Genomic DNA, 23,993 nt, shown 5'->3' on the forward strand with positions numbered 1-23,993 from the left:
CTGCTTCGGGAGAAGACGCCATTTGTCCCAACGGCCGATACGCCCGAAGTCACCGGGTTGGACCATCTTGATGTGCAGCGCGTGCTGCGCGGCAAGGAGTTAGGGGCGATGGGCCTGCGCTGGGCGGTTGACCCGCTGCGCCAGCCGCTGCACGACATCGACCAGGCACTCGCCGGCTTCACCAACGGCCGGGTCCGCATCCACCCCTGACGCCGCATGCGCACGTGCCGATCAGGTCCGTAACGCTCGCCTTGAAAGTGTCCGATCGTCCCGCCATCGACCTAGACACCCCTGCGCGGCCGTCTCGAGGGGAAGGGGATGGAGGTCGTAGCAGTCAGCGGGTGCGTTCAACGTCGTCGCGGCTGGTTTAACCGGTCGGTACGCGGTACCAACGGTGGCGGGTTCGGTGTGTTGAGGTACTCGTCGCAAGGCTCGCGTACGGGACAGGGCGGTGATCAGGGCACCGGCGCTTGATCGCCATCGGGGTCCAGGTGACCTTGGTGGGCGCTCTCCCAGCGCCACAGGCCACCGTCGCCGTCACTGTCGCGGTCGTCGTCGCTGTCGTCATAGCGTGCCCAGATCCGCACCACGTGCACGGTGTCGTCGTGGGCGTAGGCGGCGAGCGCGACTGGCAGCGCGGCGGCGAAATCGATCGCGCTCCGGTGCGGATGGTCTTCGGCCACCAGCGCGATCGGCTTGTTGGGCCAGGGCCGGGCGGTGACCATCACCTGCTCGCCCTCCCCGCCGGCGATGTCCACGATCTCGGAGCCGCGCAGCCAACTGCCCCGCGCGGTGCGCACCCATGCCTCGGCCATGCCCGGCACGATAGAGCGCTCCCGTCGGCTGCGGCGGTGAAACAGCCCAGCACGAGGCAGGCGCTGGGCAGCGTGATCACGAGGGCTTAGCATGTCAGGTTCCTCCGTTCAGATCCGCTGTGTGAAGTGAGTCCCTCCTTGTTCAACAGAGTCTGCTTGCCGCTCATCGTCGTCGTGGGCGTCTCCGGTTGTGCGGGGGAGGGCCAGGAGCGGACCGCGGCTACAGCCAAGCCGGCGCTGTTGGTCGCGAGTTCGGCGGCGGCACGCTCGTGTGTTCCCGACAACAGCCACCAGGACATTCCCCAGACGGCGCCCAGGCAGGTGCACTGGGAGCGCTTCGAGGGTGTTGCGGTGCCGTTCTCACCGGCGGTCGGTCCGCTGGAGGTCCGGGGTGACATCGCGCGCTGCTATGCGCGCACGCCGCGCGGGGCGCTGATGGCGGCGGTGCAGATCAGCGTGCGGCTCGACCGGGCGCCTCGGTGGCGACAGATCCTGAATCAGCAGGTCGTGGCCGACGAGGGCAAGGTGGCCTATGCACGGGCGCGGGCCGCTCAGCAGGTGGTAGCCGAAGGGGAGGCCGCGCAGATCGCGGGCTTTCGGATCGTTTCCTACACGCCCCAGACCGCGGTGATCGCGACGGTGTCGCGCGATCCCGCGCGCGGCGCCCGCACAGTCCGGACCACGACTGTGAAGTGGGACGGCGACTGGAAACTCGCACCGACCCCGCAGGGCTCCACCAGTTCAGCACCCCAGACTGTGAACTCGCTGTCGGGATATGTTCTGTGGGGGCGGCTTCTAGCCAGCCCGGGGTTGCGAGCCGGGGATTGCGCCCTGGAGTTCACCGATCGCCGATGACTGGCCCGTCGTAGTATCCCGGGCCTGGGATCAGCACGCTTGCAAATTCTGAGGCCCACCGTCCGCTGACGTCCGCCACCGTCCCTGACGTGGGGAAATGCGATCGGCCGAACGTCCGCGAACGCCCCCGAACGACCATGAATGAGACGGAAACTGAGACGGAGAAATCTGGGCACTCTTCGGCGGTCGGAGCCATGACGCATGATATCGACGGCTGCGCCCAGGGTCCGTACACCATCCAGCGATCGTCACGGTGAGTAGTAGTCGCTCTGTCGGCTGGGCTCCTTCGGGCAGGGATTGAAACGCCCGAGGTCGTCGGCCGGAGCGTGGCAGGATCATCCTGTCTCGAACACAGGGGCGTTCAATTCGGTGCTCATGGTGCTGCGCGGCAATTCCGGCAGTGGTAAGACCTTTATCGCCAGATCGGTGCAGCGCCAGCTTCCGCGCGGCACCGTCGCGGTCGTCTCCCAGGCCGCGCTGCGCCGAGCGCGGCTATCGTGAGCGGAACGCTGAACGCCGGACGGGGATCCATGCACATCGGTCCATGACAACCAGGCCGCTGACCTACGGTCTTTCCATATCGCTATCGAACGAATCCTTGTTTGAGAGCGCTCTCTGTTCAGCCTCGGCAACCGGGAGCGAGCGGTCGGTAGACCGCTGAGAAACGAGTAGGCCAGGGTGTGAGACTAGAGTTCCAGAGTGGCCATCGCCGCAGTGATCATTTCTTTAGTATCCGGCCGCAGCCAAGATCTTGATCCGTCGGTAACGACCAGGTCTTGATAGCCGAATGCGTGACAGAACTGTGCGATGCGTTGGGTTGCGGCAAGTAAGCGGTCCCGGTCTCCGGTGTAGAGTTCGTCGGCCAACTCGTGGTCGAGGTGCTCGGCGGCCGAGGAGTCGCGCAGTTTCGTCAGCAGAGTCTTGGCGTCGTCGGTCGTGATAATAGGCGGAGATGCCCAGGAGCAGCTCAGACATGCGACCGTCCCTCAGGTTTTGGCTCGGCGGGCCCTTTGTCTGCCAGGAGTCCGGATGGTGCGTTCAGCGATCGGTATCCGGCCCGGATCCGGTCCCATGCGTCCGTGCTAGCCGTCGGCGCCTGCTGGGCCAGGTATCCGTCGATGGCGTCGGCCGCCCAGGCGGAGTGGCCGGTCGCGACGTTGTCGATGGTGTTGTGGATGTCGACGAACGCGGTACTGAAGCCGTGCTTCTTGAGCGCCTGCCGGCCGCGGCGATAGTTGCCGCCGACCCCTGACAGCTCCATCGCCAGGTTCAGGCCGAGAATCTCCGGTTCGAACGTGCGCGGAAACCGGCCGATCGCCAGCCAGAAGACCGGCGTATCGAACGACTGGTCCCGGAACCCGGACCAGGTCGCGAACTCCGGCGAGCGAGTCGGTGGGAGGTTGATGCCCATCTCCCGCAACACGGCACGGTAGATCAGCGGATGGTTCAGGCTCAGGTCGCCGTTGCCGAGCTCGTCCCAGTAGGTGTCGAACAGGAAGTGCCCGCGCTCGGAGGAGGCGAGCTGATAGTCGGTGTAGCCGGTCAGCCAGGCACCGTCGATCAGGGTGAGCGGCGCCAGTTGCACGCTCGAGTCGATCAAGTCGGCGCGGTCCGGCAAGGGATCGCCCAGGCCGTTGTGGAACTCCATGTTGTGGAGGTCGTGCTGGTCGAGCAGCCAAGACCGCAGACCGTCCACCGGGTGCTCGTCCGGCAGTGACTGGGCGGACGACTCCATGCCCTGGCGGGACCTGGCGAGCCGCTTTTCCACGTATCGCAGCGCATACCGGCGGGTCGCCGGTGTGATCGTGCGCCGCAACAGACGGATGTATGCCTGCCGGATGTCCGCGGGAGGGTCGCCGTCATCGCGGGCGCTTTCCGAGGCCGGCCGGAGCATGATTCGCCGGGGCTGATGGGCGGGCGGTCGCCACCCTGCCCGCTGTGCGGGATCCGCCGGCAGCGCGTCGATCCATCGCTTGATCGTGTCCAGTTCGCTGTCCGGGAATATCCGGAACATACGGCCCTTGTCCGACACGAGCGCGCCGGTCAGGCGGCTGGCCTCGGACCTGCCCGGCCAGATGAGGCGACTGTTCGCCAGCGCGGTCAGGAACGGGATCGGGTCGGTGCGCGCCTCGGAGAGCCACTCCTGCAGAGGCCGGCCCTGCACGCTGAACCGGTCGTGATATACGGACGCCTCCCTAGCCCGGGACCGCACCAGCTCCGCCATCTCGAAACCCGGGTCGCGAGCGGCGTCCAGCTCCCGGGCCACCTCGTCGCACCAACGTCGCAGCGCGCCGAACGCCCAGGCGAAGCCGCGCTCGACCGCGGTCGCGCCGGCCGTACCGGCTGATTCGACGAACGCGGCCGCCACGGCCCGAGCATCCTCGACCGTCGGCGGCCCGTCCGGCGTGCGCGCGCGGCTCGGATCCAGCGCGTCCCATCCAATCGCGTGCGGAAGCCGGGTCTGAACAGCGTCGAGCGGCGGGAGCAGGCCGACCTCACGCAGGCAAAGGTCAAGACCGATGATCTCGCCCCGGTATGCGTCCGGGCGCCGGCTCATCGTCAACGCGACGGCCGGTAGGTAGAAGGACTGGTCGGCGATTCGGCGGTCCTGCGCCAGTTGACTCGCCGGATGCGCATGCACGGCCACCCGGAGGTGTTGCATGAGAGAGAGGTAGACGCTGCCTCGGGACGCCCGCGGATGCCCGGCGCCGACGTCGCCCGCGAACAGGGAGAGCACCCGCATGGTGACCGCTTCCTCGGCGTTGCCCGGCTCGCTCATCCACTGCAGCCAGGCACCGGACAGCGAGGCCAAGGGGGCACACGCGAGGACCGCCCGGCGGACGAGCACGTCGGCGCGGCCCTCGCGTTCCGCCGCGGCGAAGAGTGCCTCGAAGCGCGAGCGTTGCGTGGCGGCCCAGGCGGCGACCGACGGCCCGAGGTCGGCCAGCGGGACCCGCGAACCGCGATCGTCGGCGCAGCCGCGGTCCAACTCCGCAACGATCGCGGCCCGCAGGGCGTCGGGCAGTGGCGTGCTCTCGGGGTCACACGCGCGGGCGAACACCGTCTGGATCGGCAGCGCCGTCGGGTCGTCTACCGCCTGATCAGAACATCGGGTAGATGGATGCATCGTGCTTCTTCCTCTTCCTACGTCGAAAACCTGGCAATCGCACGCAGAAGGGCCACCGCGAGCCACCTCCCTCGTACAACGGGGAATGGTGCACGGCATTGCGCAAGAAGCCGGCCGAACCTCCTGCAAGAAACCTAACGCCGGGCCAGTGGGGGACCGTGTCCCGTAAAACAGCCCCCGCCCCGCGCCCATGATCCGCGAAGCGGGCCGGGCGCCGCGTCGCCGGTTCACGTGACTGCGCTGGGAAGCCGGAGCTGCGTATGGTCGGTCAGTGTTTACCAGCGACGAGCGGCATTCACCTGGGTCGAACCGCCTCACGGATCGGGCCCGCCGAGGTCAGCCGGCAGGCGTGCCCGGGCTTCGTCGAAGAGGACTCGGGAAAGGTGACGGTGAGATGATCGACCGCGAGCCCGGACGGATATGGCGCAACAGCCCGGCCGACGCCATCCTGCTCGGGATTTGCATCGTGCAGTTCGCAGGGACGATCGCGCTGGCCGTGCTGACGCCGGACGGGCTGTGGCCGCGGCTCGGCTCGGCGATCCTGGTCACCGCCATGATGACCTACTCGGTGCTCATCATTAACCACATGTTCGTGCACCAGCCCTGGTTCACCGACGACCGGCTGAACGCGCTCGTGTCGTTGATGAACTCGGCGAACATCGCGCAGTCGGTACAGGCGTACCAGTTGGGTCACGTCCGCAACCACCACCGGTACAACAACGACCGTAAGCGCGACGGGGTCACCGCCGACCTCAGCTCCACTTACCGATACAGCCGGGACGACGACCACGCCCCGCTCTGGCGGTACCTGGTCTTCAGCCTCGCCGCCTCGGCCCGGGAGTTCGTGGGCACCTGGGCGTCCTTGCGCCGGTTGTGCGGCGTCGGCCCGGCGGAGACCACGCTGCGAGGGTGGGCCACCCGGCACCCGGCCCGGCGCGCGGCCGAGCTCGCCCAGATCCGCCGCGACCGCTTGGCACACCTGAGTTTCATCGTGCTGCTCGCCGTCCTCTCGTGGCAGTGGCTGCTGCTGTGCTATCTGCCGGCGATAGCGGCCGCGTTTACCTGGGTCAACGTCCAGAACTACTACCGGCACTTCGGGGCGGAGCCGGAGAGCCGGTACGCGAACTCCGTGAGCTACTACAGCCGGCTGTACAACCGGCTGACCTTCAACGACGGATACCACCAGGAGCACCATCTGCGCCCCACGACGCACTGGACCCGGCTTCCCGAGGTCGCGGCGCAGTATCAGGAGCGGCTCGACGAGGCCGGTCGTGTCGTGTCCACGGTGCCGCCCGTGGTCGGCTTCCTGGACACCGGTCGCATTGGTCGCATCGCCCAACGCTCCTCAGCGACCCGAGCCACCCAATGAACCAGCCGGGCAGACGTCGAGGAGGGGAGCGGTACGTGCGGAATCTCGGCACGCCGGATGACCCGTACGACGTGATCGGGCTGGGCTTCGGACCGTCGAACATCGCACTCGCGATCGCTGCCCAGGAGATCGCGCCGGATCGCCGCTGCCTGTTCCTGGAGCGCTCCGGCGACACGCGCTGGCACGAGGGCATGCTCATCGACGGCGCCCGGATGCAGATCTCCTTCCTCAAGGACCTGGTGTCCCTGCGGAACCTGGCCAGCCCATTCACCTTCCTCCAGTACGAGAAGGCCAAGGGGCGGCTGGAGAGGTTCGTGAACCTCGCCGAGTTCCGGCCGACCCGGCTGGAGTTCCAGGACTACCTGAGGTGGGTCGCCGCACAGTTCGCCGACATGGTGCGCTACCACTCCGCGGTCCGCGCGGTGACCGCGGTCCGCGACGACGACGGCACGCTGCCGCTGTTCCGGGTGACCGCGACCGACACCACGACCGGCGGCGTCGTCGAGTACCACGCCCGCAACATTGTGCACGCGCTCGGCGGCGTACCCCGCGTGCCGGAGGCGGTGACGCTCGGCCCGACCGTGGTGCACTCCAGCGCGTTCCTGCCAACGGTCCCCGAGACGTTCACCGACCGCGACCGCGAGTGGGAGTTCGCGGTCGCCGGCGACGGGCAAAGCGCCGGCGAGATCACCCACTACCTGCTGGATCGGTACCGCAACGCCCGCGTGCACCTGATCCTGCCGGGGTACTCGCTGCGAGCCACCGACAACAACCCGTTCGCGAACGAGCAGTTCTTCGAGGCCAAAGCCGCCGACTTCTACTCCCGCAACGAGGCGAACCGGCGCGACTACTGCGCCGGCCTGCGAACCACCAACTACGGCGTGGTGGAGGCGAGTTTTCTCGACGAGCTGTACCGGCTGGTCTACGCCGACGAGGTCCGCGGCCGCACCCGCCTCGTGGTGCACGACGGCTCCCGGCTGACCGGGGCGGAGGCCGGGGCCGACGGCACGGGCATCCGGATCGGGGTCGACGGCCGCTTCGGCGGCGGGGCCCGCGTGCTCCGAGTTGACGGCCTGGTGCTGGCCACCGGGTACCGGCGCGAACTGGACTCGGAGATGTACCGCGACGTCCTTCCCTACCTGGACACCGACGCCGATGGCGGGCTGGCGGTTTCCCGTGAACACCGCGTGCGCACGACCGACGAGCTGACCTGCGGCCTGTACGTGCAGGGCTTCGCCGAGGCGACGCACGGGCTCGGCGACACGCTGTTGTCGCTGCTGCCCTTCCGGTCCAAGCAGATCATCACAGCCATCGCCAAGGACGGTGGTTCGCTGGCCCGCGCGTTCCCGCCGGCGGGGCACGACGCCGGGCCGGCCGCCGCGACGCTGGTGACGCTGATCGAGCGATGCGGCTCCGGAACGCTGGTGAGCGCCGGTGCGGGGGAGTTCCCGGTCGCGACCCGGCTGCCGCTGGTGCTGGATCGCGACCGCGGTCGCAACGGCGTCCTGCTCGGCGTGCTCGACCGGACCGATCCGCAGCTGCCGCTGCTGGACGGCGGCAAGGTGCTGGCGATATTCCAGCCGGACGGGGCGCCGCCCGGCGAGCCGCAAGCCGGGGACTCGATGTTGATCGACGTTCGCGGATGCGCCCGGGTGGTGACCGACCGGGACCGACTTGCGCACCCGGCTCGCGTCGACCCGGCGGATTCCGGGCCGGCCGCACGCGCCGGCGGTTCGGTCCGGATCGAGATCGAGATCGAGGCCCTTTCCAGCCGGTTCCCCCTGTCATCGGAGCCGCGTGCGGCCCCGGCCGAGAGCGAGAGCGAGAGGCAGTCATGACCGACACCGACGAGATGTACGTGATTGTTCGCAACGACGAGGAGCAGTACTCGATCTGGCGGTCGGGTCGGCCGGTACCGGCCGGGTGGGAGCCGGTCGGCGAGCCGGCGTCCCGGGATGACTGTCTGGCGCGCATCGGCGGGTTGTGGACGGACATGCGCCCGGCCAGCCTGCGGGCCGCCATGAGCGCCTCCGCTGAGGAGCAAAGGACGCACAGTGGCTGAGCCAGAGTACGCGACCGGGTCTCCAGTCAGCTCCTACGTCCCCGTGTCCCTTCCGGACCTTCAACAGCTTTGGCGGCTGAGCAGCAATGACGGCAGCGAATGATGAGGAAGTGGCGATAGTGGATCAGAGGCCAGCCGCACGGCCCAACGTCCTGCGCCGGTCGCGCACGTTGCTGCTCGCCGCCTTTCGCGCCCATCCGGGTCCGATGAGCTGGGGGCTGGCCGCCGCGATGCTGTACGGAGCGGGACTGACCGTCTGGTCCGTCGCGCTCGGCGAGCTGGTCAGCCACGTGGTGATACCGAGGTTCGAGGGCGGCCAGGTGTCCACCGGCACCGCCCTCGCCGTGGTCCTGGTCGTGCTCGCGATCGGCGTGGTCAAGGGCACGGCAGGGCTGATCCTGCGATGGACCGCCACCGCGACCCGGGCCCGGTTCGATGCCACTCTGCGGGAGGCCGTGGTCGAGCGGTACGACGCGCTGCCGATGGCCTACCATCGGGCCCACCCGACCGGCGAGAAGCTGGCGCACGTCACCACCGACCCGGAGGCGGCCGCGGACCTGCCGGCCCGAATGCCGCAGGTACTCGGCATGTTCCTGATGTTCCTGGTCACCGCCGGCTGGATGCTGGCGGTGGACCCGATCCTGGCAGTGGTCGGCGGTGCCTCGATCCCGGCGCTGTTGCTGGTCAACTCCGCGTACCAGAAACGGGTCGAGGGGCTCGCCGCGGAGGCCCAGCAGCGGCTGGGGCGGGTGACCGCAATCGCCCACGAGAGTTTCGACGGCGCGTTCCTGGTGAAGACGCTCGGCCGGGACCGCGCCGAGCGGGACAGGTTCGGCGCCGAATCGGCCCGGCTCCGCGATGCGAATATCAAGCTGGCCGGTCGGGAATGGCTGATGAACGAGCTGTTCGATCTGATCCCGGCCGCCACGTCGCTGGTCATCCTGGTGGTCGGGGCGTGGCGGGTGAACAGCGGCGCGGTCACGGTCGGCCAACTGGTCAGCTTCGTCAACCTGTTCGCCATGCTGGCGGTGCCTCTAAGCGTGATCGGCAACGTGCTGGCCCACCTGCCGCACGTGCTGGCGGGGTACGGTCGGGTTCAGGAGGTGCTCGGCGAGACGCCACCGCCGGCTGTGGTGGATCCGCAGCCGCTGCCGAACGGTCCGCTCGGCCTGCGCGTCCGCGGTCTCGGCTTCGCCTACGCGGACGGCCCGGTGGTCTTTTCCGATGTGAGCTTTGACGTCCCGGTCGGCGCGACCGTCGCGATCACCGGGAGCACCGGGTCGGGTAAGAGCACGCTGCTGCTGGCGCTGGCCGGCCTGCTGCCCCCGACCGGCGGCACGGTGCTGCTTAACGGGGTCGACCTGTACCGGGTCGCCGCAGCCGACCGGGCGGCGGCCTGTGCGGCGGTTTTCCAGGAGCCGTTCCTGTTCGCCGGCACGCTGGCCCAGAACGTCCGACTCGACTTCGACCGCACCCCATCGGAAGCACCCGCGGACGCCGACCGGGAGCGGCTGGACGAGGCGCTCCGCCTCGCCCGGGCCACCGCCATCGTCGAGCGCCAGCCGGACGGGCTGGCGACTCGGGTCGGCGAGCGTGGGGTGACGCTGTCCGGCGGCGAACGACAACGCATCGCGCTGGCCCGGGCCCTGGTCCGTCGGCCCCGGGTGCTGTTGCTGGACGAGGCCACGTCCGCGGTCGACGCGACCACCCGGCAGGAGATCATGAGCGGGCTGGCTACCGGCTTGCCGTCCACCACCACGATCGTCGTCACCACCAGCGCCGCGACGCTGGCCCGGGCCGACGCGGTCGTTTACCTCGACAGCGGCCGCGTGGCCGGTGTCGGCGCCCATGAGGACCTGCTCCGGATCGACGGCTACGACCGGCTGATCCGGGGATTCCAGCGAGAGCGGGAAGCGGTATGAGTGCGGTCGCGGTCGACCCCGACGGTGTTGCCGGGTCGACGACCGCGGTGCTTCGGCGCGGCTTCGCCGGCATCCCGGAGATCCGCGACGGCCTGGCCCTGACGCTCGTCCTCGCACTGGTCGGCGGCTTCGGCCGGCTGGCGGTACCGGTCCTCATCCAGCAGCTCCTCGACAGGGGACTCAGCACCGGACACATCGACGTTGGCCACCTGGTTCGCCTGGGCGCGCTGGCGGGGGTGGCGGTGGTGGGCACCGCCCTGGTCAACTGGGTGAGCCTGCTGCGCCTTGCGGTCGCCAGCGAGCGCGCACTGTGCGGGCTGCGGGTCCGCGCCTTCGGCCACGTACACCGGCTCAGCGTGGCGTACCACTCGGCCGAGACGCGCGGGAAGCTGGTGTCCCGGGTGACCTCCGACGTCGGGACCCTCAGCCAGTTCCTGCAGTGGGGCGGCATCGCCTGGGTGGTGAACGGCGCCGCTATGCTGGCTGCCCTCGCCGGCATGCTGTACTACGACGTCTGGCTGACGCTGGTCACGGTTGCGCTGACCGTGCCGATGGTCGTCCTCATCCACGTGCTGACCGGGCGTCTCGGGCCCGCGCACTCCGCGGTCCGGGGCCGCGTCGCCGATCTGCTCACGGTGACCTCGGAGACGATCCAGGGCGCGGCCGTCATCCGCGCCTACGGCATCACGAAGCCGAGCCTGCGGCGGACCACGGCGACCATCCACCGCTGGCGGGACACGAAGGCCCGCGCCGGCTATCTGGGCAGCGTGCTGTTCTCCCTCGCCGATCTGTTCGCCGCGATCGTGGTGGTCGGCGTCGTCGCGGTGGGCCTGGCGATCGGCCCGTCGACCGGGCACACCGCCGGCGAGCTGGTCGCGTTCCTCCTGCTGGTGACCCTGTTGCTGGGGCCGGTGGGGCAGTTCACTCAGGTCATCGACTTCACGCAGAATGCCGTGGCCGGCTGGCGACGGGTGCTGGCACTGCTGGACATCGTCGAGGACGTCACCGAGCCGGTCAACGGCCGGCAGCTGCCGGCCAGCCCGCCGGCGGTGGTCGTACGGAATGTCACCTTCGGCTACCCGAACGCCGGCACGGCCCTGACCGACGTGTCGTTCGAGGTGCCGGCCGGTCGCCAGGTCGTGCTGGTCGGCGCCACCGGATCGGGCAAGACGACGCTGACGAAGCTGATCGCCCGGCTGGCCGACCCCGACCGCGGCCACATCCTGATCGGCGGCGTGGACGCACGGGAAATCGCGACCGAGTCGCTGCGCTCGCGCGTGGTGGTCGTGCCGCAGGAACCGTTCCTTTTCGACACCACGGTCGAGGAGAACGTCCGGTACGGGCGACCGTCCGCCACCCGTACCGACGTCGAGCGGGCCTTCCACGATCTGGGTGCGGCAGCGTTCCTCGCCGGCCTGCCGCGCGGCCTGGACACCCCGGCCGGGCAGCGCGGCGAGAGCCTGTCCGCGGGCGAGCGGCAGCTGGTCGCGCTGGCCCGCGCGCACCTGGCCAACCCGGCCTGCCTGATCCTCGACGAGGCGACCTCGGCCGTGGACCCGCGGATCGAGCTGACGCTCGTCGAGGCGTTGCGCCGGCTCACCGCGGGCCGCACGTCGTTGACCGTCGCGCACCGGTTGGCCACCGCCGAACGGGCCGACGAGGTGATCGTGCTCGACGGCGGTCGGCTGGTGGAACGCGGCCGGCACGACGAGCTGCTCGTGGCGGGCGGTGTCTACGCCGGCTTGTACGACAGCTGGCGGCGAGCCTCGGCCGCTGGCACGGTCACCTGACCCGAACGCATTTCATCTCTACGGCACGGATGGAGGTAGGCGATCGATGTCCGATCTCTGCGTACATCAGTTGATCGAGGCCCAGGCGGCGCGCACCCCGGACGCGCCTGCGATCATGTCCGGTGACGGTGTCCTGAGCTTCCGCCAGCTCGACGAGCGGGCCGGCGAGCTGGCCGACCGGCTCGCTGTGCGCGGTGTGCGGCCGGAGGTCCGGGTCGGGGTCGCCGTCGAACAGTCCGCCCGCTGGCTGGTGACGGTGCTCGCGGTGTGGAAGGCCGGTGGCGTCTACGTTCCGCTGGACGCCGCGCTGCCCGCCGGGCTGGTGGCGGGGATGCTGGCCGACGCCGAGGTGGAGCTGGTGCTCCGCGGTGGACCGGAGCGGACGTTCGACGGTGCCGGGTTCTCGGTGGTCGACCTGGCCGACCTCATGGCTGAACCGGTCGGCTCGGCCGAACCGGACCCGACTGGTGCCCGGCCGGCGCTGTGGCCCGGCAATCTCGCGTACTGCGCCTTCACCTCCGGCTCGACCGGCCGGCCGAAGGCCGTCGGGGTCTCGCATGCCAGCCTGGCCCAACACGCCGCTGCGATCCAGGCGGAGCTGGGCCTGCGGTCGTCCGACCGGTTCCTGCAGTTCACCTCGATGCACATCGACGCCTCGCTGGAGGAGATGCTGCCGGCGTGGCTGGCCGGCGCCGCGGTCGTGCTGCCGGACACGCCCCGTCCGACCAGCGTCGAGCTGACCGACGTGATGAAGGCCCGCGGGGCGACCATGGTGAGCCTCCCGAGCAACTACTGGCACCAGTGGGTGGACGATCTCGTCGCCGGGATCGTGTCGCTGCCCGACAGCCTGCGCACCGTGTTCGTCGGCGGGGACAAGCTGCGGATGGACCGGCTCGCCGTCTGGGTGGAGGCTGTCGGCTCGCGACCCGTGGACTTCATCGCCGACTACGGGCCCACCGAGACCACGATCAGCTGCACCACCTACCGGCCGGACCCGGCGAACCTGCCCGACGTCGGACTCGTGCCGATCGGGCGACCACTGCCCGGGGTGACCGTATACCTGCTCGACGACGAGCTGGCGCCGGTGGCCGACGGGGAACCGGGGGACGTGTGGATCGCGGGCTTCGGGCTGGCGCGCGGCTATCTGGGTGCGCCGTCAACCACCGCCGACCGGTTCTGGCCGGACCCGTTCGGGCCGCCCGGCGCCCGGATGTACCGGACCGGTGACCGGGCCAACCGGCTGCCGGACGGGAACCTGCAGTTCCTCGGCCGGTCCGACCGCCAGGTCAAGATTCGCGGGTTCCGGGTCGAGCCCGGCCAGGTGGAGAACGCGGTGCGGGCCTGTGCCGGCGTACGCGACGCCGTCGTGGTCGCGGCCGACGACCCGGTTTCCGGCGCCCGGCTGATCGCATACGTCGAGGGGGAGCACACGCCGGCCGCGGACGCAGCGCTCCGCGCCGAACTGGCCGACCGGCTGCCCGCCGTCATGCTCCCGCGGACCATCGTCTGGCTGGACCGGATCCCGCGGTCCCCGCTGAACAGAAAGGTGCTGCCGTCCGAGCTGCCGCCACCACCACCCGCCGCCCCCGCCCTGGCCGGCGCGGGCGAGCCCGACGCGGCCACGTCCTCCGGTGTGGAAGGCGTCGTCGCGCGACTCGTCGCCGACGTGCTGGGCCGGCCGGTCGGCGCCGACGGGGACTTCTTCGCGGCCGGCGGCGACTCCCTGCGCGGTCTGCAACTGCTCAGCGGCATCGCCCGGGCCACCGGTGCGGCTCTATCGTTCAACGAGCTGCGCTCCGCCCCGACCGTGACCGCCCTCGCCGCGCTGGTCAAGGGGACCGGCCGGCGAGACACCGGCGGCGGAGTCGTCGCGGCGTCCGGCGAGCACGACGAATGGCGGCCGGCCTCGCGCGGCCAGGCAGCGCTGTGGTACCTGGACCGGCTGCAGCATGGTGTCGCGACCTACGCCGTACCCCTCGGATACTGGATTTCCGGCCCGCTCGACATCGAGCGGATGGATGCCGCGCTCACCGCGCTGGTGGAGCGGCACGAGGCGTTGCGGACCACCCTCGCGGAACGGGACGGCCGCGTCTGGTCCCGGCTCCAGCCGCCAGAGCCGGTCCGTACCGAGGTGAGATCCGTCGCCGACCGGGCGGTCGCGGTGCGCCTGGCAGAGGCCGAGGCGGCCCGGCCGTTCGACCTGTCCGCCGGACCGCTGGTGCGGTCCTGCTGCTACCGGGTCGACGACGAGCAGCACCTGTGGTTGCTCGATGTGCACCACAGCGTCTTTGACGCATGGTCGCTGGGAGTGTTCTGGCGAGAGTTCGCCGCGCTGTACCAGGACCGCCCGCTGCCGGCGCCGTCCGTGCGGTTCGCCGACTACGTGGCCTGGCAGGAGCGCTGGCTGGGCTCGGAGGAGGCGGCCGGGCAGCGGCGGTACTGGGCGGAGCAGGTCGACGGCGACGCGCCGGTGCTGGAACCCGGTCGGCCGACCGGGGCGGAGGGGCAGGCCGGGTTCTCGATACCGCTCGAGCTCGCCGGCGTCGGCCTGGCCGCGGTGGAGCGGGTGGCCCGCGCTTATGGATCTACTCCGTTCGGCGTGTTGCTGGCCGGCTTCCTCGGCACGCTGCACCGGATGACCGGCGGCGCGGACGACGTGGTGGTCGGGGTCCCGATGGCCGGCCGGGTCCGGCCCGGTACCGAGGACCTGATCGGCTACCTGGTCAACACCGTGCCGCTGCGGATGCGATTCACCCCCGGCATGCGCTTCCGGGACCTGGTGGAGCGCACCGACGCGGCGCTGGCCGAGGCGCTGTCCCGGCAGGAGCTGCCGTTCGCGGAGATGGTCGGCGGTCTTTCCTCCGGCGGGGCCGACAACCCCGTCTTCCAGACCATGTTCGTCTTCGAGTCCACCCCGATGGACGGCGGCGGCGAGATCCACGGCCTTCAGATCACCGAGCAGCTGATCCACTCCGGTACCGCCAAGGTCGCGCTGACCTGCACGCTGCGGCTGGACGACGGGACGCTGGTCGGCGAGGTGGAGTACGCCACCCGCCGGTTTGACCGCCCGTCCGCTGTCCGCTGGCAGGAAGCCTTGCTGACGCTCCTCGAATCGGCACTGGCGGACCCGTCGGCCCAGCTGGCCGAGCTGCCGCTACTGCCCGCCGCCTCGGTCACCGCCCAGCTGGCCGCGATCAACGCCGGCCACGAGGACCGCGTCGCCGCCGGGACGCTGCTGCACGATGGTTTCCATGCCGCGCTGGCCCGGGACCCGGACGCGGTGGCCGTGCAGGCGTGGACGAGCTCGGTCAGCTACGCGGACCTGGACGCCCGCGCCGAGGCGGTGGCGACCGCGCTGGCGGCCGCTGGCATCGGGCCGGAGTCCCTGGTCGGGGTGTGCGTCCCGCGCTCGGTGGAGTCGATCGCGGCGCTTCTCGGGGTACTCCGCGCGGGTGCCGGCTTCGTACCGCTGGATGCCGGCTACCCGGCCGAGCGCCTGCGCTGGATAGCCGCCGACTGCGAGATGGCGGCGGTGATCAGCGCGGGGCCGCCGCCGGCCGGGCTGGAGGGCCTGCCGATCGTCGACGCGGCCGCGCCGATCGCCGACGCGGCCGCGCCGGACCGGAGTCACCGTCGGATCCGCCCGCGGAACACGGCCTTCGTCTACTACACGTCGGGGTCCACGGGCCGGCCCAAGGGCGTCGTCATCGACCACGGCTGCGCGGCGTCCCGGGTGGAGTGGATCGCCCGGCGGTACGAGCTCGAGCCCGGCCGACGAGTCGTGCACAAGACGCCGTTGATCTTCGACGTCGCGATCTGGGAGATCTTCGCGACGCTCGCCGCCGGCGCCACAGTCGAGCTGGCCGAGGCGGGCTCGGAGACGGACGTGCCGTACCTGGCCGAGCTGCTCGCCGCGCCGGGCACGGTGCTGGCCCACTTCGTACCGTCGATGCTGGACATGTACCTGGCCACCGTTCCGGCCACCAAGTACCCGGACCTCGGCTGCGTGCAGACCTCCGGCGAGGCGGTGCCGGCGGCGCTTCTGGAGCGGTTCGCCGCCCACTTCGATCTCGACCTGCACAACGCGTACGGCCAGACGGAGACCTCGGAGGTCGCGCTCTGGACCGGGCGCGCCTGGCCGGCCGGCGGCGGCGTCCCGATGGGCCGGGCGGTCAACGGCTACCGGCTGTACGTGCTGGACGAAGCGCTCCGGCCGATCCCGCCTGGCGTGGTCGGCGAGCTGTACGTCGCCGGTGTGAACGGCTTGGCCCGCGGCTACCTCGGACAGCCGGAGCTGACGGCGCAACGGTTCCTGCCGCATCCCTGCCCGGTGGTGCCGGGGGAGCGGCTGTACCGTACCGGCGACCTCGCCAGCCTGGACGACGACGGCCTGCTGCACTACGCCGGCCGGGCGGACAATCAGGCCAAGGTCAGGGGCGTGCGGGTGGAGCCCGGCGAGATCGAGGCGGTGCTGGACACCCACCCGGCGGTCGAGCGGGCGGTGGTGGCGATCCGGGAGGACGAGCCCGGCGTCAAGGAGATCGTGGCCTATGTGGTCGGGCCGGACGCCTTCATCCCCGAGGTTGCCGAGTACCTGGCCGGGTACTTGTCCCAGTATCTGCTGCCGGCGGTGTACGTGAAGCTGGATGCCCTGCCGCTGACCCCGTCTGGCAAGGTGGACCGGCAGGCGCTGCCCGTTCCCACTATCCGGGACCGGGAGGCCCGGACCGGTGTCTCGGAGGTCACCTCGCTGATCGAGGCGGAAGTCGCCGAGGTGTGGTGCGACCTGCTGCAGGTCAACCAGGTCGGTCGCAACCAGAACTTCTTCTCCGTCGGCGGCACCTCACTGTCGGCCCTGCAGATGCTGCACCGAATCAAGACCCGGTTCGGGGTATCGATCACCGTCCGGCAGTTCTTCGACGCACCGACGATCGCGGGCGTGGCCGGGTACCTGGAGACGGCGCTGGCCGCCGAGGTGGCCACGATGCCCGACGACGACGTCGCCGAGCGGCTCGGCGACCCGGGAGGGGTAAGCCGATGACCACATTGGACGCGAACAAGCAGCGGCTGCTCATGAAGTTGCTGCGCGAGCGGGCCACCGCGGTCGAAGTGCCGCGCATCAGCCCGGTGCCGCCGGGGACCGCCGTTCCGCTCAACCCGCCGCAGGCGGGGATCTGGTTCTCCTGCCGGCAGTACCCGGACAGCAGCGAGTACAGCATTCCGGACCTGCAGGTCATGGAGGGGGCACTGGACCATTCGACACTGCGCGCCGCAGTGGCGGAGCTGATGGCCCGGCACGACATCCTGCGAGTGCGGATGTTCGAGCGCGACGGTGTCCCGATGCAGCAGGACTGCGGCCCGATCGAGCCGCCGGTGACCTGGCACGACCTGCGGCACCTGCCGGCGGACGAGGCGGCGGCGCGCGCCACCGAGATCAGCAACCGGGCCGCCCAGCGTCCGATCCCGCTCGACGAGCCGTGCTTCTTCACGATCATCGGATTCGCGTTGCCCGGCGAGCGCACCATGCTGGCGACCAACTTCCACCACCTGGTCGCCGACGGACTCTCCCGGGAGCAGGTCGTCCGGGAGCTGGACGCGTTGCTGGCCGGCCGGACACTCGACCCGCCCCCGCCGGTTGGCTTCCTCGACTACGTGGCCTGGGAACGCGAGAACACCGACGAGGCGAAGGTCCAGCGCGACCTGGCCTACTGGACCCACAATTTGTCCGGTCACCTGCCGGTGCTGGACCTGCCGAGGGACCATCCCCGGCCGGCCCGAGCCAGCCGGGCCGCATCCACCGTGCCGGTCACGATTCCCGGTTCGTTGCTGACTCGGCTGCAGCGGCTGGCGACAGACGACGGGGTCACCGTGTTCGTTGTCGTCCTGGCCGCGTACAAGCTGTTCCTGGCCCGGATGGCGGGGCAGCGGGACATCCTCGTCGGCGTCCCGCTGGCCGGCCGGGACCAGGAGGTCGCCGAGTCGATGGTGGGCTGCTTCGTGAGGTCGGTGCCACTGCGCACCGACTTGTCCGGCGACCCGACGTTCCGCGAGGTCGTCCGCCGGGTGCACGAGGCCTTCCTGGAGGCACACGACCATCAGGCCGTACCGTACGCCCGGGTGGTGGCCGAACTAGGGTTGCCCCGGCTGTCCGGGGTGAACCAGGTGTTCCAGACCATGATCACTCTGCAGCACCCGGTCGGCGGCTCGGGCCGGGCGGCCGAGAAGAGTGTAGCGCTGAATACGAACTCCATGCCGGTAGACCTGGCCCTGATCCTGCACCCGGACGGCGACGCGCTCGGCGGCATCATGGTGTACTCGGCCGACCTGTTCGACCGGGGGACCGCGCTCCGATCCGCAGGTGTCCTCGAGCGTCTGCTGGCCGCGGCCGCCGAGCGGCCGGACGCGCGAGCGTTCGAGCTGCCGCTGCTGTCGCAGGCAGAGCGAGAGCGCGTTCTGCACGGGCTCAACCGGGACGTCCGGCCGGACGTCGCGTACTGCACGCTGGCGCAGCCGTTCGAGGAGCAGGTCCGGCGCGCCCCGGACGCGATCGCGGTGCGCGGTGCCGAGGGCCAGTTCAGCTACGCCGAGTTGAACGCCCGGGCCAACCGGCTGGCGTGGTTCCTGCGCGACACCGGGGTCGGTCCGGGAAACGTCGTGGCGCTGTGCCTTTCCCCTGGGGTCGACCAGACGGTCGCGCTGCTTGCCGCGGCTAAGGTCGGCGCCCCGTACGTAACGCTCGATCCGGAGGAGGGCCGGCTCGGGGCGATGCTGGACGGTGCCGCCCCGGCTGCGGTGATCATTGACGGGTCGACGGCGGGCCGCGTGCCGGCAGGACCGTGGCAGGTGCGCTCGTTTGCGGAGCCCGGCCAGTGGGCCGGGGCGCCCGCCGACGACCTGCCGGTCGAGGCAACTGGGTACGACCTGTTGTGCCTGCGCTACACGGCGCACGCCACCGACCGGCCGGCCGCGATCGCCTACCCGGTCGAGGGGGCGCTGGCCGAGCTGGCGCAACTTCAGCACGACCATCCCCTCGGTGCCGGCGACGTGGCGCTCCTGGCGACGCCCGAGGACTGCTTCTGGCCGCTGTCGCAGGGCGCGACGGTCGCGTTGGCGCCGCCAGCGGTGCACCGGGACCCGCGGCGGCTGGCGGACTATGTGGAGGCGTACGGCGTCACGACGCTGTCGGTCGTGCCGTCGATGGTGCCGGACGTGGCCGGGTTCCCGGGCGACCTCGTCGCCGGCTACGGGCCGGCCGAGACCGGACGGGTCACCGACCAGGGCCGGCCAGCCGGCCACCGTGCCCTCTACGTACTGGACGAGGCGCTGGCGCCGGTGCCGATCGGCGTGGTCGGTGAGCTCTACGTCGGCGGCGAGATCGGCCTCGCTCGCGGATACCACCGGCGGCCGGCGCTGACCGCGCACCGGTTCGTGGCCGACCCGTTCGCTGCCCCCGGCGCCCGCATGTTCCGCACCGGCGAGCTCTGCCGGCACCGGGAGGACGGGGTGCTGGAGCACCTTGGCCCGATCGACCGGCAGGTCCGGATCCACGGCCTGCGCGTCGAGCCGGCCGAGATCGAGGCGGCCTTCACCGACCAGGACGGCGTGTGGCGCGCCGTCGTGACCGCGGCGCCGGACGGCGGCCTCGCCGCCTTCGTGGTGCCGGACGGGGAATGTGAGCTGTCCGGGAGAAGACTCGTCGACGGCGCCGCTGCGCGGCTGCCGGAGTACCTGATGCCGGCAACCGTCACGGTAGTGGAGCAGATCCCCCGGAGGGGCAGCGGCGAGATCGACGTGGCCGCGCTGCTCGACCTCCGGGACCGCGACACGGAAGCTGACCGCACCGACGCACCCGAGACCGAGCTGGAGGCGCGGCTGGTCGGGATTTTCTGCCGGGTCCTGCGCCGGGACTCGGTCTCGGTCACCGAGAGCTTCTTCAACATGGGTGGCCACTCGCTGCTGGTCTTCAAGCTGATCGAGGATTGCGCGAGCGAGTTCGGGCTGAAGCCGAGCGTCCTGGACGTGTTCACCGGCCCGACGGTCCGCGCGCTGGCGGCGACGCTGGGCGCGATGCGACCTGCAGTGGGCGTGGACTCGCTGGTGAGCCTGGTCGAGCACCCGGGCGCGCCGCTGGTGGTCTTCGTGCACGCCGCGAGCGGTTCGGTGCTGCCGTTCTACCAGGTGGCCAAGCGGCTCGGGCGGGAGTTCGCGGTGTACGCGCTTCAGTCGCCGCCGGACGTTCCGCCGGCGTCGATCGAGGAGATCGCGGCCCGCTACGTTGACGAGGTCGACGCGGTACGCGGCGTCGCCCCGGTCGTGGTCGCCGGCTGGTCGATGGGCGGCGCCGTGGCGCTGGAGATGGCCCGCCGCTGGCTGCATCGCAACGAGCGGGTCGCCGCGACCCTGCTGCTGGACACTTGGGCGCCGCCCGCGTTCATGTCCGCGGCGGCGGACGCGGCCCGGGTCCGGGCTTCGGTCCTGGCGCTGGACGTGCTGCGCCTGGAGGGGGCCGACGCCACCCCGGCGACGCAGGCCGAGCTGGCCGAGACCGTCGAACGCAACCGCGCGGCGTTCCTCGACTACCGGCCGGAGTACTACCCGGCCGAGGTGGACCTCCTGCGCGCGAGCGACCCGCTGCCCGCCGACGCGCCGCCGTTCCCGGCCGGCTACATGGACGGCGACCGCGGCTGGTCCGCCGTCGCCGCCGAGGTGACGACCGTCGAGATCAAGGGAAACCACCTGAGCCTCTTCGACCAGGAGCACGCCGACCAACTGGCGGCGGCGATCAGCTCCGCGATCGCCCGGCGGATGGGCTACGAGGAAATCTGAGCGCGCCCGGCCGTGTGGCCGCGTTGGCCGCTCCACGCGAGGACCTGGCCACCCTGGAGGCTGAGCGACGCGGCGTCCCGCTGACCTTCGTCCTGGCCGAGGCAGTCATCAAGTCTGCCGCCGACTTGCGCCGGGGACGTAAGCCCCGCACCGGGTACGCCCGGACCACGGACGGTCTATCCGCGGCCGAGCTGACCGCCGAGCTGGTGGCGCACGACTTCCGCGGATGAGCCTCATCTGCGATACCGGCGTGCTGTTCGTTCCCGAATTGGTCATGGCCGAACTCGACTGCTGGTGCCACATGCGGCTGACCGCTGCCGAGACCTGCAGCGCTCCTATGCCGACCTCAGCCTCGGGGTGGTTGACGCAAGCGTGATCGCGCTGGTCGAGCGGATCCGCGAGCCGGAAGGTTGCGACGCTCGATCACCGCCACTTCCGGACCGTTCGGCCAACGCACGTGCTTGTCGATCTCGCGGAGGACGTCGGCGATGCCGTCGATGTCGTTGAGCCGGGGGACCCATTCCGGACGGACTGTGATGGTGCCGTCCGTGTACTTCTTGATGTAGTTCATCAGCACGATGATCATGTTGAGCGAGCTGATGCCCAGTTCCTGCCGGGACTTCGCCTGGACGATCTGCTCGTCGGCGAGGTCGGCGCCCGTGGGTTGGGTCGCGCGAGGATCTCGGCGAACCTCTGCCGGTAGTCGTCAGTGGCCGTCGGACTCGAGCTTCGGGAAGGGGAAGCCGTTGAGGTTCTCCCGGTGCATCCGGTTGTGCCCGTACTTGTCCTCGCCGGACACCATGACGCATCCGTGGTAGTCGAGGTCGATCGCGTCGCCGAACCCGCTGAGACGGTTGATGTGCTCGTAGACCCGCACGGACGGCGAGATGTAGCGGGACGCCAACCCGAGGCGCTTGTCGGCACTGATGTTCGGGTTCGAGCCGTGGACGCACTTGGCCAGGAAGATGACGAACTGGCCGGGCTTCAACTCCATGTCGACGATCTCGTGACTGTTCGGATCCCAGTCCTTGTCAAGCTTGAGCTCTGAGTAGTCGTAGCCGTTGTGGGACTTGTTCTCCACGTTGTAGGACTGCTTGTGGCTGCCGGGCAGGAAGCGTAGGCAGCCGTGCGCCTTGTCCGTCGAGGAGAAGGCCGTCCAGACGAACAGCTCCTGCGTGGCGGCCGTGGACTCCTCGGTGTAGCGCAGCGAGGGATACGAGACGGTTTCCGACTCGTTGTACACAGTGAATGCCTCGACCTGGTGCCAGCCCGTTCCCGAGCCGCCGGGCTCCTTCTCGAAGATGTGCGTCTTCCAGCACATGATGTCGTCATCCATGAGGCTGCGAAGCTTGTGGACGATCGCCGGCTGGGCAATGTGCCGTGACAACGTGTCGCAGTCCAGGTGCCGGTCGCAGTTGATGGTGGTCGAGTTGTGCGGCTTGTTCGCCGACGTGACCATCTCGATCATGGCCTGGCTCCAGACCAGCGGAGCCTCGTCCTCGGCATAGAGGTCGAACGGCCCAAGGAACCCGTTCTCCTTGAAGGACTCCACCTGTTCGGCCGTCAGCCCTCGGATCGCCGGGTCGCTCGTGCTTTCCGCCACCTTGACCCCCTTCTTTCGATGAGGTACCTGCCAGCCGGACATGCCTGGAACGAGGAATGCGGGCGGGCCAGTGCCGATGGAGGCTACTGACACGCCAGCTGAGCCAACCATAGGCGGCGCGGACGGACGGGTCTTGTCACTGAAACGGGGGTCTGCATCGGTACGGCACGGATACGGGACGCTGTACAGATGCCTGCTGAGTACACCCAAGGTGACCAGTTCCGTGGTGCCCGCATCCATCTGTGCGACCTCTCCGGCCTCGAGATTCGTGATTGCGACGTCACCGGCCTGAAGATCGTGGACTGCTATGGGGGTAACGTCTCCCTCGGTGGCGGCTTCGAGCGTGTCGTTGTCAATGACGTCGACGTGACCGCCTACGTCGAGGCCGAGCTCGATCGGCTGCATCCCAACCGGGTGCTGGGTCGTGAGCCCACGTCCGAGGCCGAGCTCGACCGGGTATGTGGTCGCAAGCCGGCCGACCTCTATCCGGACAAGGACTACGTCGTACGCCGCTGCCTCAGCGTCGTGCTCAAGGAAGAGGCCGAGCATCACCGGTACGCGGTGCGCGACCTCACCGTGCTCGAGGCCGATACCCGAACCGAGTGAAAGCGCCCACCGAGCAGGAGCGCTGACCGCTCGGGCGACTTCCAGCCGCAGTGCTGCTGCTACTCCCGGCCGCAAGATTCTGGTCGTCTGCCACACCTGCCACGAACACGGCCAACTACTCGGTGAGTGCCACGCCGCGCAAACAGCGAACCACATCCCATCGAACGCTGCCTGGAGTGGGTCAGCCGGTTCCGTCGGCTGGCCCGCCGCTTACCACTACACCGGATTCCTGCGCCTGGCATCCGCTCTGATCTGTTGTCGGCAAGCCGACCGGCTCAACCCCAAATCAACTGAGATGCGGTCCTGTTAGGGCCCAACGGCTCGCAGGGCAGGTCAGAAGGGGCAGGAGGACACGGTGTCGTCCGGCGATCCGGCGGAGCCGCCCATCCCGGCCTCCCGCATCAGCCGGGCGATCGGCCAGCCGGCGCCGCTGGGATCCGCCTCGTAGCGGCGGATCACCGACTCCTGCACGTCCGCCGGCTTCTCCTGGCTGAGTTTGAACAGCGCCTCCACCGACTCGATCGTCAGCCGGAAGGCACCGACGCCGTGCACGATCCGGCGGAAGTAGTCGACCGAGGAGGTCTGGTCCCAGCCCGCGCCGAAGCGATCCTCCAGGCGAGCGGCCGTCCACCGGACGACCTCGAGTGTCTCCTCCCGCCCGCGGATCAACCGTAGGCGGCCGCAGACGTGCACGGCCGCGAAGTTCCACGTCGGCGCGGACGGGTCGCCGGGGTAGACGGCCGGCGTGACGAAGCCGCCCGGCCCGTCGAACATCAGCCGGGCGTACGTGCCGTCCGTGAGCGCCTTCCAGTGCGGGTTGGCGCGGTTGAGGTGGCCGAGGATCTCGGTGCCGGCCAGCGGGCCGGACTCGGGTTCACCCGGCGCGACCAGGGCCGGCAGGCGGGTGGCCAGGGGAGCGGTCGTCCCGTTCGTGGTGAGCGTCGCGAGGGGGTGGCCGTCGATGATCCGGTGGTGCCAGTCCTCGTCCTTGATCCGGTAGTGGCTCGGTACGAACATG

At 70.2% G+C, this 23,993-nt stretch carries 17 protein-coding genes; 12 read left to right on the top strand and 5 right to left on the bottom strand.

Features of this window, described 5'->3' with window-relative positions:
* The first annotated feature begins 57 nt into the window (after positions 1-57).
* On the top strand, positions 58-210 hold the full coding sequence (locus ACH34W_RS47755; protein ID WP_395967903.1) for a hypothetical protein: 153 nt from the start codon (positions 58-60) through the stop codon (positions 208-210).
* 245 nt (positions 211-455) lie between these two features.
* Here the strand turns inward: ACH34W_RS47755 and ACH34W_RS47760 are convergent, their stop codons facing one another.
* Positions 456-815: a hypothetical protein gene (locus ACH34W_RS47760; protein ID WP_395967904.1), complete on the bottom strand. Its 360-nt coding sequence runs from the start codon at positions 813-815 to the stop codon at positions 456-458.
* 156 nt (positions 816-971) lie between these two features.
* Here ACH34W_RS47760 and ACH34W_RS47765 point away from each other — a divergent pair, with 156 nt between their 5' ends.
* The gene (locus ACH34W_RS47765; protein ID WP_395967905.1) at positions 972-1,670 is read left to right on the top strand and encodes a hypothetical protein; all 699 of its coding nucleotides are present in this window, start codon (positions 972-974) and stop codon (positions 1,668-1,670) included.
* A 369-nt stretch (positions 1,671-2,039) separates the two neighbouring features.
* Positions 2,040-2,171: a hypothetical protein gene (locus ACH34W_RS47770; protein WP_395967906.1), complete on the top strand. Its 132-nt coding sequence runs from the start codon at positions 2,040-2,042 to the stop codon at positions 2,169-2,171.
* A 466-nt stretch (positions 2,172-2,637) separates the two neighbouring features.
* Here ACH34W_RS47770 and ACH34W_RS47775 read toward each other — a convergent pair whose 3' ends face one another.
* The gene (locus tag ACH34W_RS47775; RefSeq protein ID WP_395967907.1) at positions 2,638-4,797 is read right to left on the bottom strand and encodes an iron-containing redox enzyme family protein; all 2,160 of its coding nucleotides are present in this window, start codon (positions 4,795-4,797) and stop codon (positions 2,638-2,640) included.
* A 394-nt stretch (positions 4,798-5,191) separates the two neighbouring features.
* Between ACH34W_RS47775 and ACH34W_RS47780 the strand changes: the two genes are divergently transcribed.
* From ACH34W_RS47780 to ACH34W_RS47815, 8 genes are all read left to right on the top strand, one after another.
* Positions 5,192-6,166 carry a fatty acid desaturase family protein gene (locus ACH34W_RS47780; protein WP_395967908.1) on the top strand — a complete coding sequence of 325 codons (975 nt, stop codon included), beginning with the start codon at positions 5,192-5,194 and terminating at the stop codon, positions 6,164-6,166.
* 35 nt (positions 6,167-6,201) lie between these two features.
* A complete protein-coding gene (locus ACH34W_RS47785) occupies positions 6,202-8,004 on the top strand; it encodes a SidA/IucD/PvdA family monooxygenase (RefSeq protein ID WP_395967909.1) in 1,803 nt (600 codons plus the stop codon).
* Positions 8,001-8,228 carry an MbtH family protein gene (locus ACH34W_RS47790; protein ID WP_395967910.1) on the top strand — a complete coding sequence of 76 codons (228 nt, stop codon included), beginning with the start codon at positions 8,001-8,003 and terminating at the stop codon, positions 8,226-8,228. Before ACH34W_RS47785 ends, ACH34W_RS47790 begins: the two co-directional genes overlap by 4 nt.
* A 119-nt stretch (positions 8,229-8,347) precedes the next feature.
* Positions 8,348-10,150 (top strand): ABC transporter ATP-binding protein, encoded by a 1,803-nt coding sequence (locus ACH34W_RS47795; RefSeq protein ID WP_395967911.1) that lies wholly within the window; start codon positions 8,348-8,350, stop codon positions 10,148-10,150.
* Positions 10,147-11,940 (top strand): ABC transporter ATP-binding protein, encoded by a 1,794-nt coding sequence (locus tag ACH34W_RS47800; RefSeq protein WP_395967912.1) that lies wholly within the window; start codon positions 10,147-10,149, stop codon positions 11,938-11,940. The genes ACH34W_RS47795 and ACH34W_RS47800 overlap by 4 nt, the downstream gene beginning before the upstream one ends.
* 46 nt (positions 11,941-11,986) lie before the next feature.
* Positions 11,987-16,981 carry an amino acid adenylation domain-containing protein gene (locus ACH34W_RS47805; RefSeq protein ID WP_395967913.1) on the top strand — a complete coding sequence of 1,665 codons (4,995 nt, stop codon included), beginning with the start codon at positions 11,987-11,989 and terminating at the stop codon, positions 16,979-16,981.
* Entirely contained in the window at positions 16,978-20,766 is a 3,789-nt protein-coding gene (locus ACH34W_RS47810) for a condensation domain-containing protein (RefSeq protein WP_395967914.1), read from the top strand. Before ACH34W_RS47805 ends, ACH34W_RS47810 begins: the two co-directional genes overlap by 4 nt.
* A 23-nt stretch (positions 20,767-20,789) precedes the next feature.
* Positions 20,790-20,996: a hypothetical protein gene (locus ACH34W_RS47815; RefSeq protein WP_395967915.1), complete on the top strand. Its 207-nt coding sequence runs from the start codon at positions 20,790-20,792 to the stop codon at positions 20,994-20,996.
* 116 nt (positions 20,997-21,112) lie between these two features.
* Here ACH34W_RS47815 and ACH34W_RS47820 read toward each other — a convergent pair whose 3' ends face one another.
* Positions 21,113-21,352, bottom strand: coding sequence for a hypothetical protein (locus tag ACH34W_RS47820; protein WP_395967916.1), 240 nt, complete (start codon positions 21,350-21,352; stop codon positions 21,113-21,115).
* Positions 21,353-21,472: 120 nt separating this feature from the next.
* Entirely contained in the window at positions 21,473-22,369 is an 897-nt protein-coding gene (locus tag ACH34W_RS47825) for a phytanoyl-CoA dioxygenase family protein (protein WP_395967917.1), read from the bottom strand.
* A 189-nt stretch (positions 22,370-22,558) separates the two neighbouring features.
* Here ACH34W_RS47825 and ACH34W_RS47830 point away from each other — a divergent pair, with 189 nt between their 5' ends.
* Positions 22,559-22,975: a hypothetical protein gene (locus ACH34W_RS47830; protein WP_395967918.1), complete on the top strand. Its 417-nt coding sequence runs from the start codon at positions 22,559-22,561 to the stop codon at positions 22,973-22,975.
* 333 nt (positions 22,976-23,308) lie between these two features.
* On the opposite strand, the gene ACH34W_RS47835 is transcribed toward ACH34W_RS47830, so the two are convergent.
* Complete coding sequence (locus tag ACH34W_RS47835) at positions 23,309-23,992, bottom strand: FMN-binding negative transcriptional regulator (protein ID WP_151565992.1); 684 nt, start codon at positions 23,990-23,992, stop codon at positions 23,309-23,311.
* Position 23,993 lies beyond the last annotated feature (1 nt).

Source organism: Actinomadura sp. 6N118, assembly GCF_044326415.1.
GTDB lineage: Bacteria > Actinomycetota > Actinomycetes > Streptosporangiales > Streptosporangiaceae > Spirillospora.

What these genes read in the sequence shown, in the direction of transcription:
- ACH34W_RS47760 (WP_395967904.1), bottom strand. Translation starts at nt 815, where the DNA reads ATGGCCGAGGCATGGGTGCGCACCGCGCGGGGCAGTTGGCTGCGCGGC.
- ACH34W_RS47775 (WP_395967907.1), bottom strand. Translation starts at nt 4,797, where the DNA reads ATGCATCCATCTACCCGATGTTCTGATCAGGCGGTAGACGACCCGACG.
- ACH34W_RS47780 (WP_395967908.1), top strand. Translation starts at nt 5,192, where the DNA reads ATGATCGACCGCGAGCCCGGACGGATATGGCGCAACAGCCCGGCCGAC.
- ACH34W_RS47790 (WP_395967910.1), top strand. Translation starts at nt 8,001, where the DNA reads ATGACCGACACCGACGAGATGTACGTGATTGTTCGCAACGACGAGGAG.
- ACH34W_RS47800 (WP_395967912.1), top strand. Translation starts at nt 10,147, where the DNA reads ATGAGTGCGGTCGCGGTCGACCCCGACGGTGTTGCCGGGTCGACGACC.
- ACH34W_RS47805 (WP_395967913.1), top strand. Translation starts at nt 11,987, where the DNA reads ATGTCCGATCTCTGCGTACATCAGTTGATCGAGGCCCAGGCGGCGCGC.
- ACH34W_RS47810 (WP_395967914.1), top strand. Translation starts at nt 16,978, where the DNA reads ATGACCACATTGGACGCGAACAAGCAGCGGCTGCTCATGAAGTTGCTG.
- ACH34W_RS47820 (WP_395967916.1), bottom strand. Translation starts at nt 21,352, where the DNA reads ATGATCATCGTGCTGATGAACTACATCAAGAAGTACACGGACGGCACC.
- ACH34W_RS47830 (WP_395967918.1), top strand. Translation starts at nt 22,559, where the DNA reads ATGCCTGCTGAGTACACCCAAGGTGACCAGTTCCGTGGTGCCCGCATC.
- ACH34W_RS47835 (WP_151565992.1), bottom strand. Translation starts at nt 23,992, where the DNA reads ATGTTCGTACCGAGCCACTACCGGATCAAGGACGAGGACTGGCACCAC.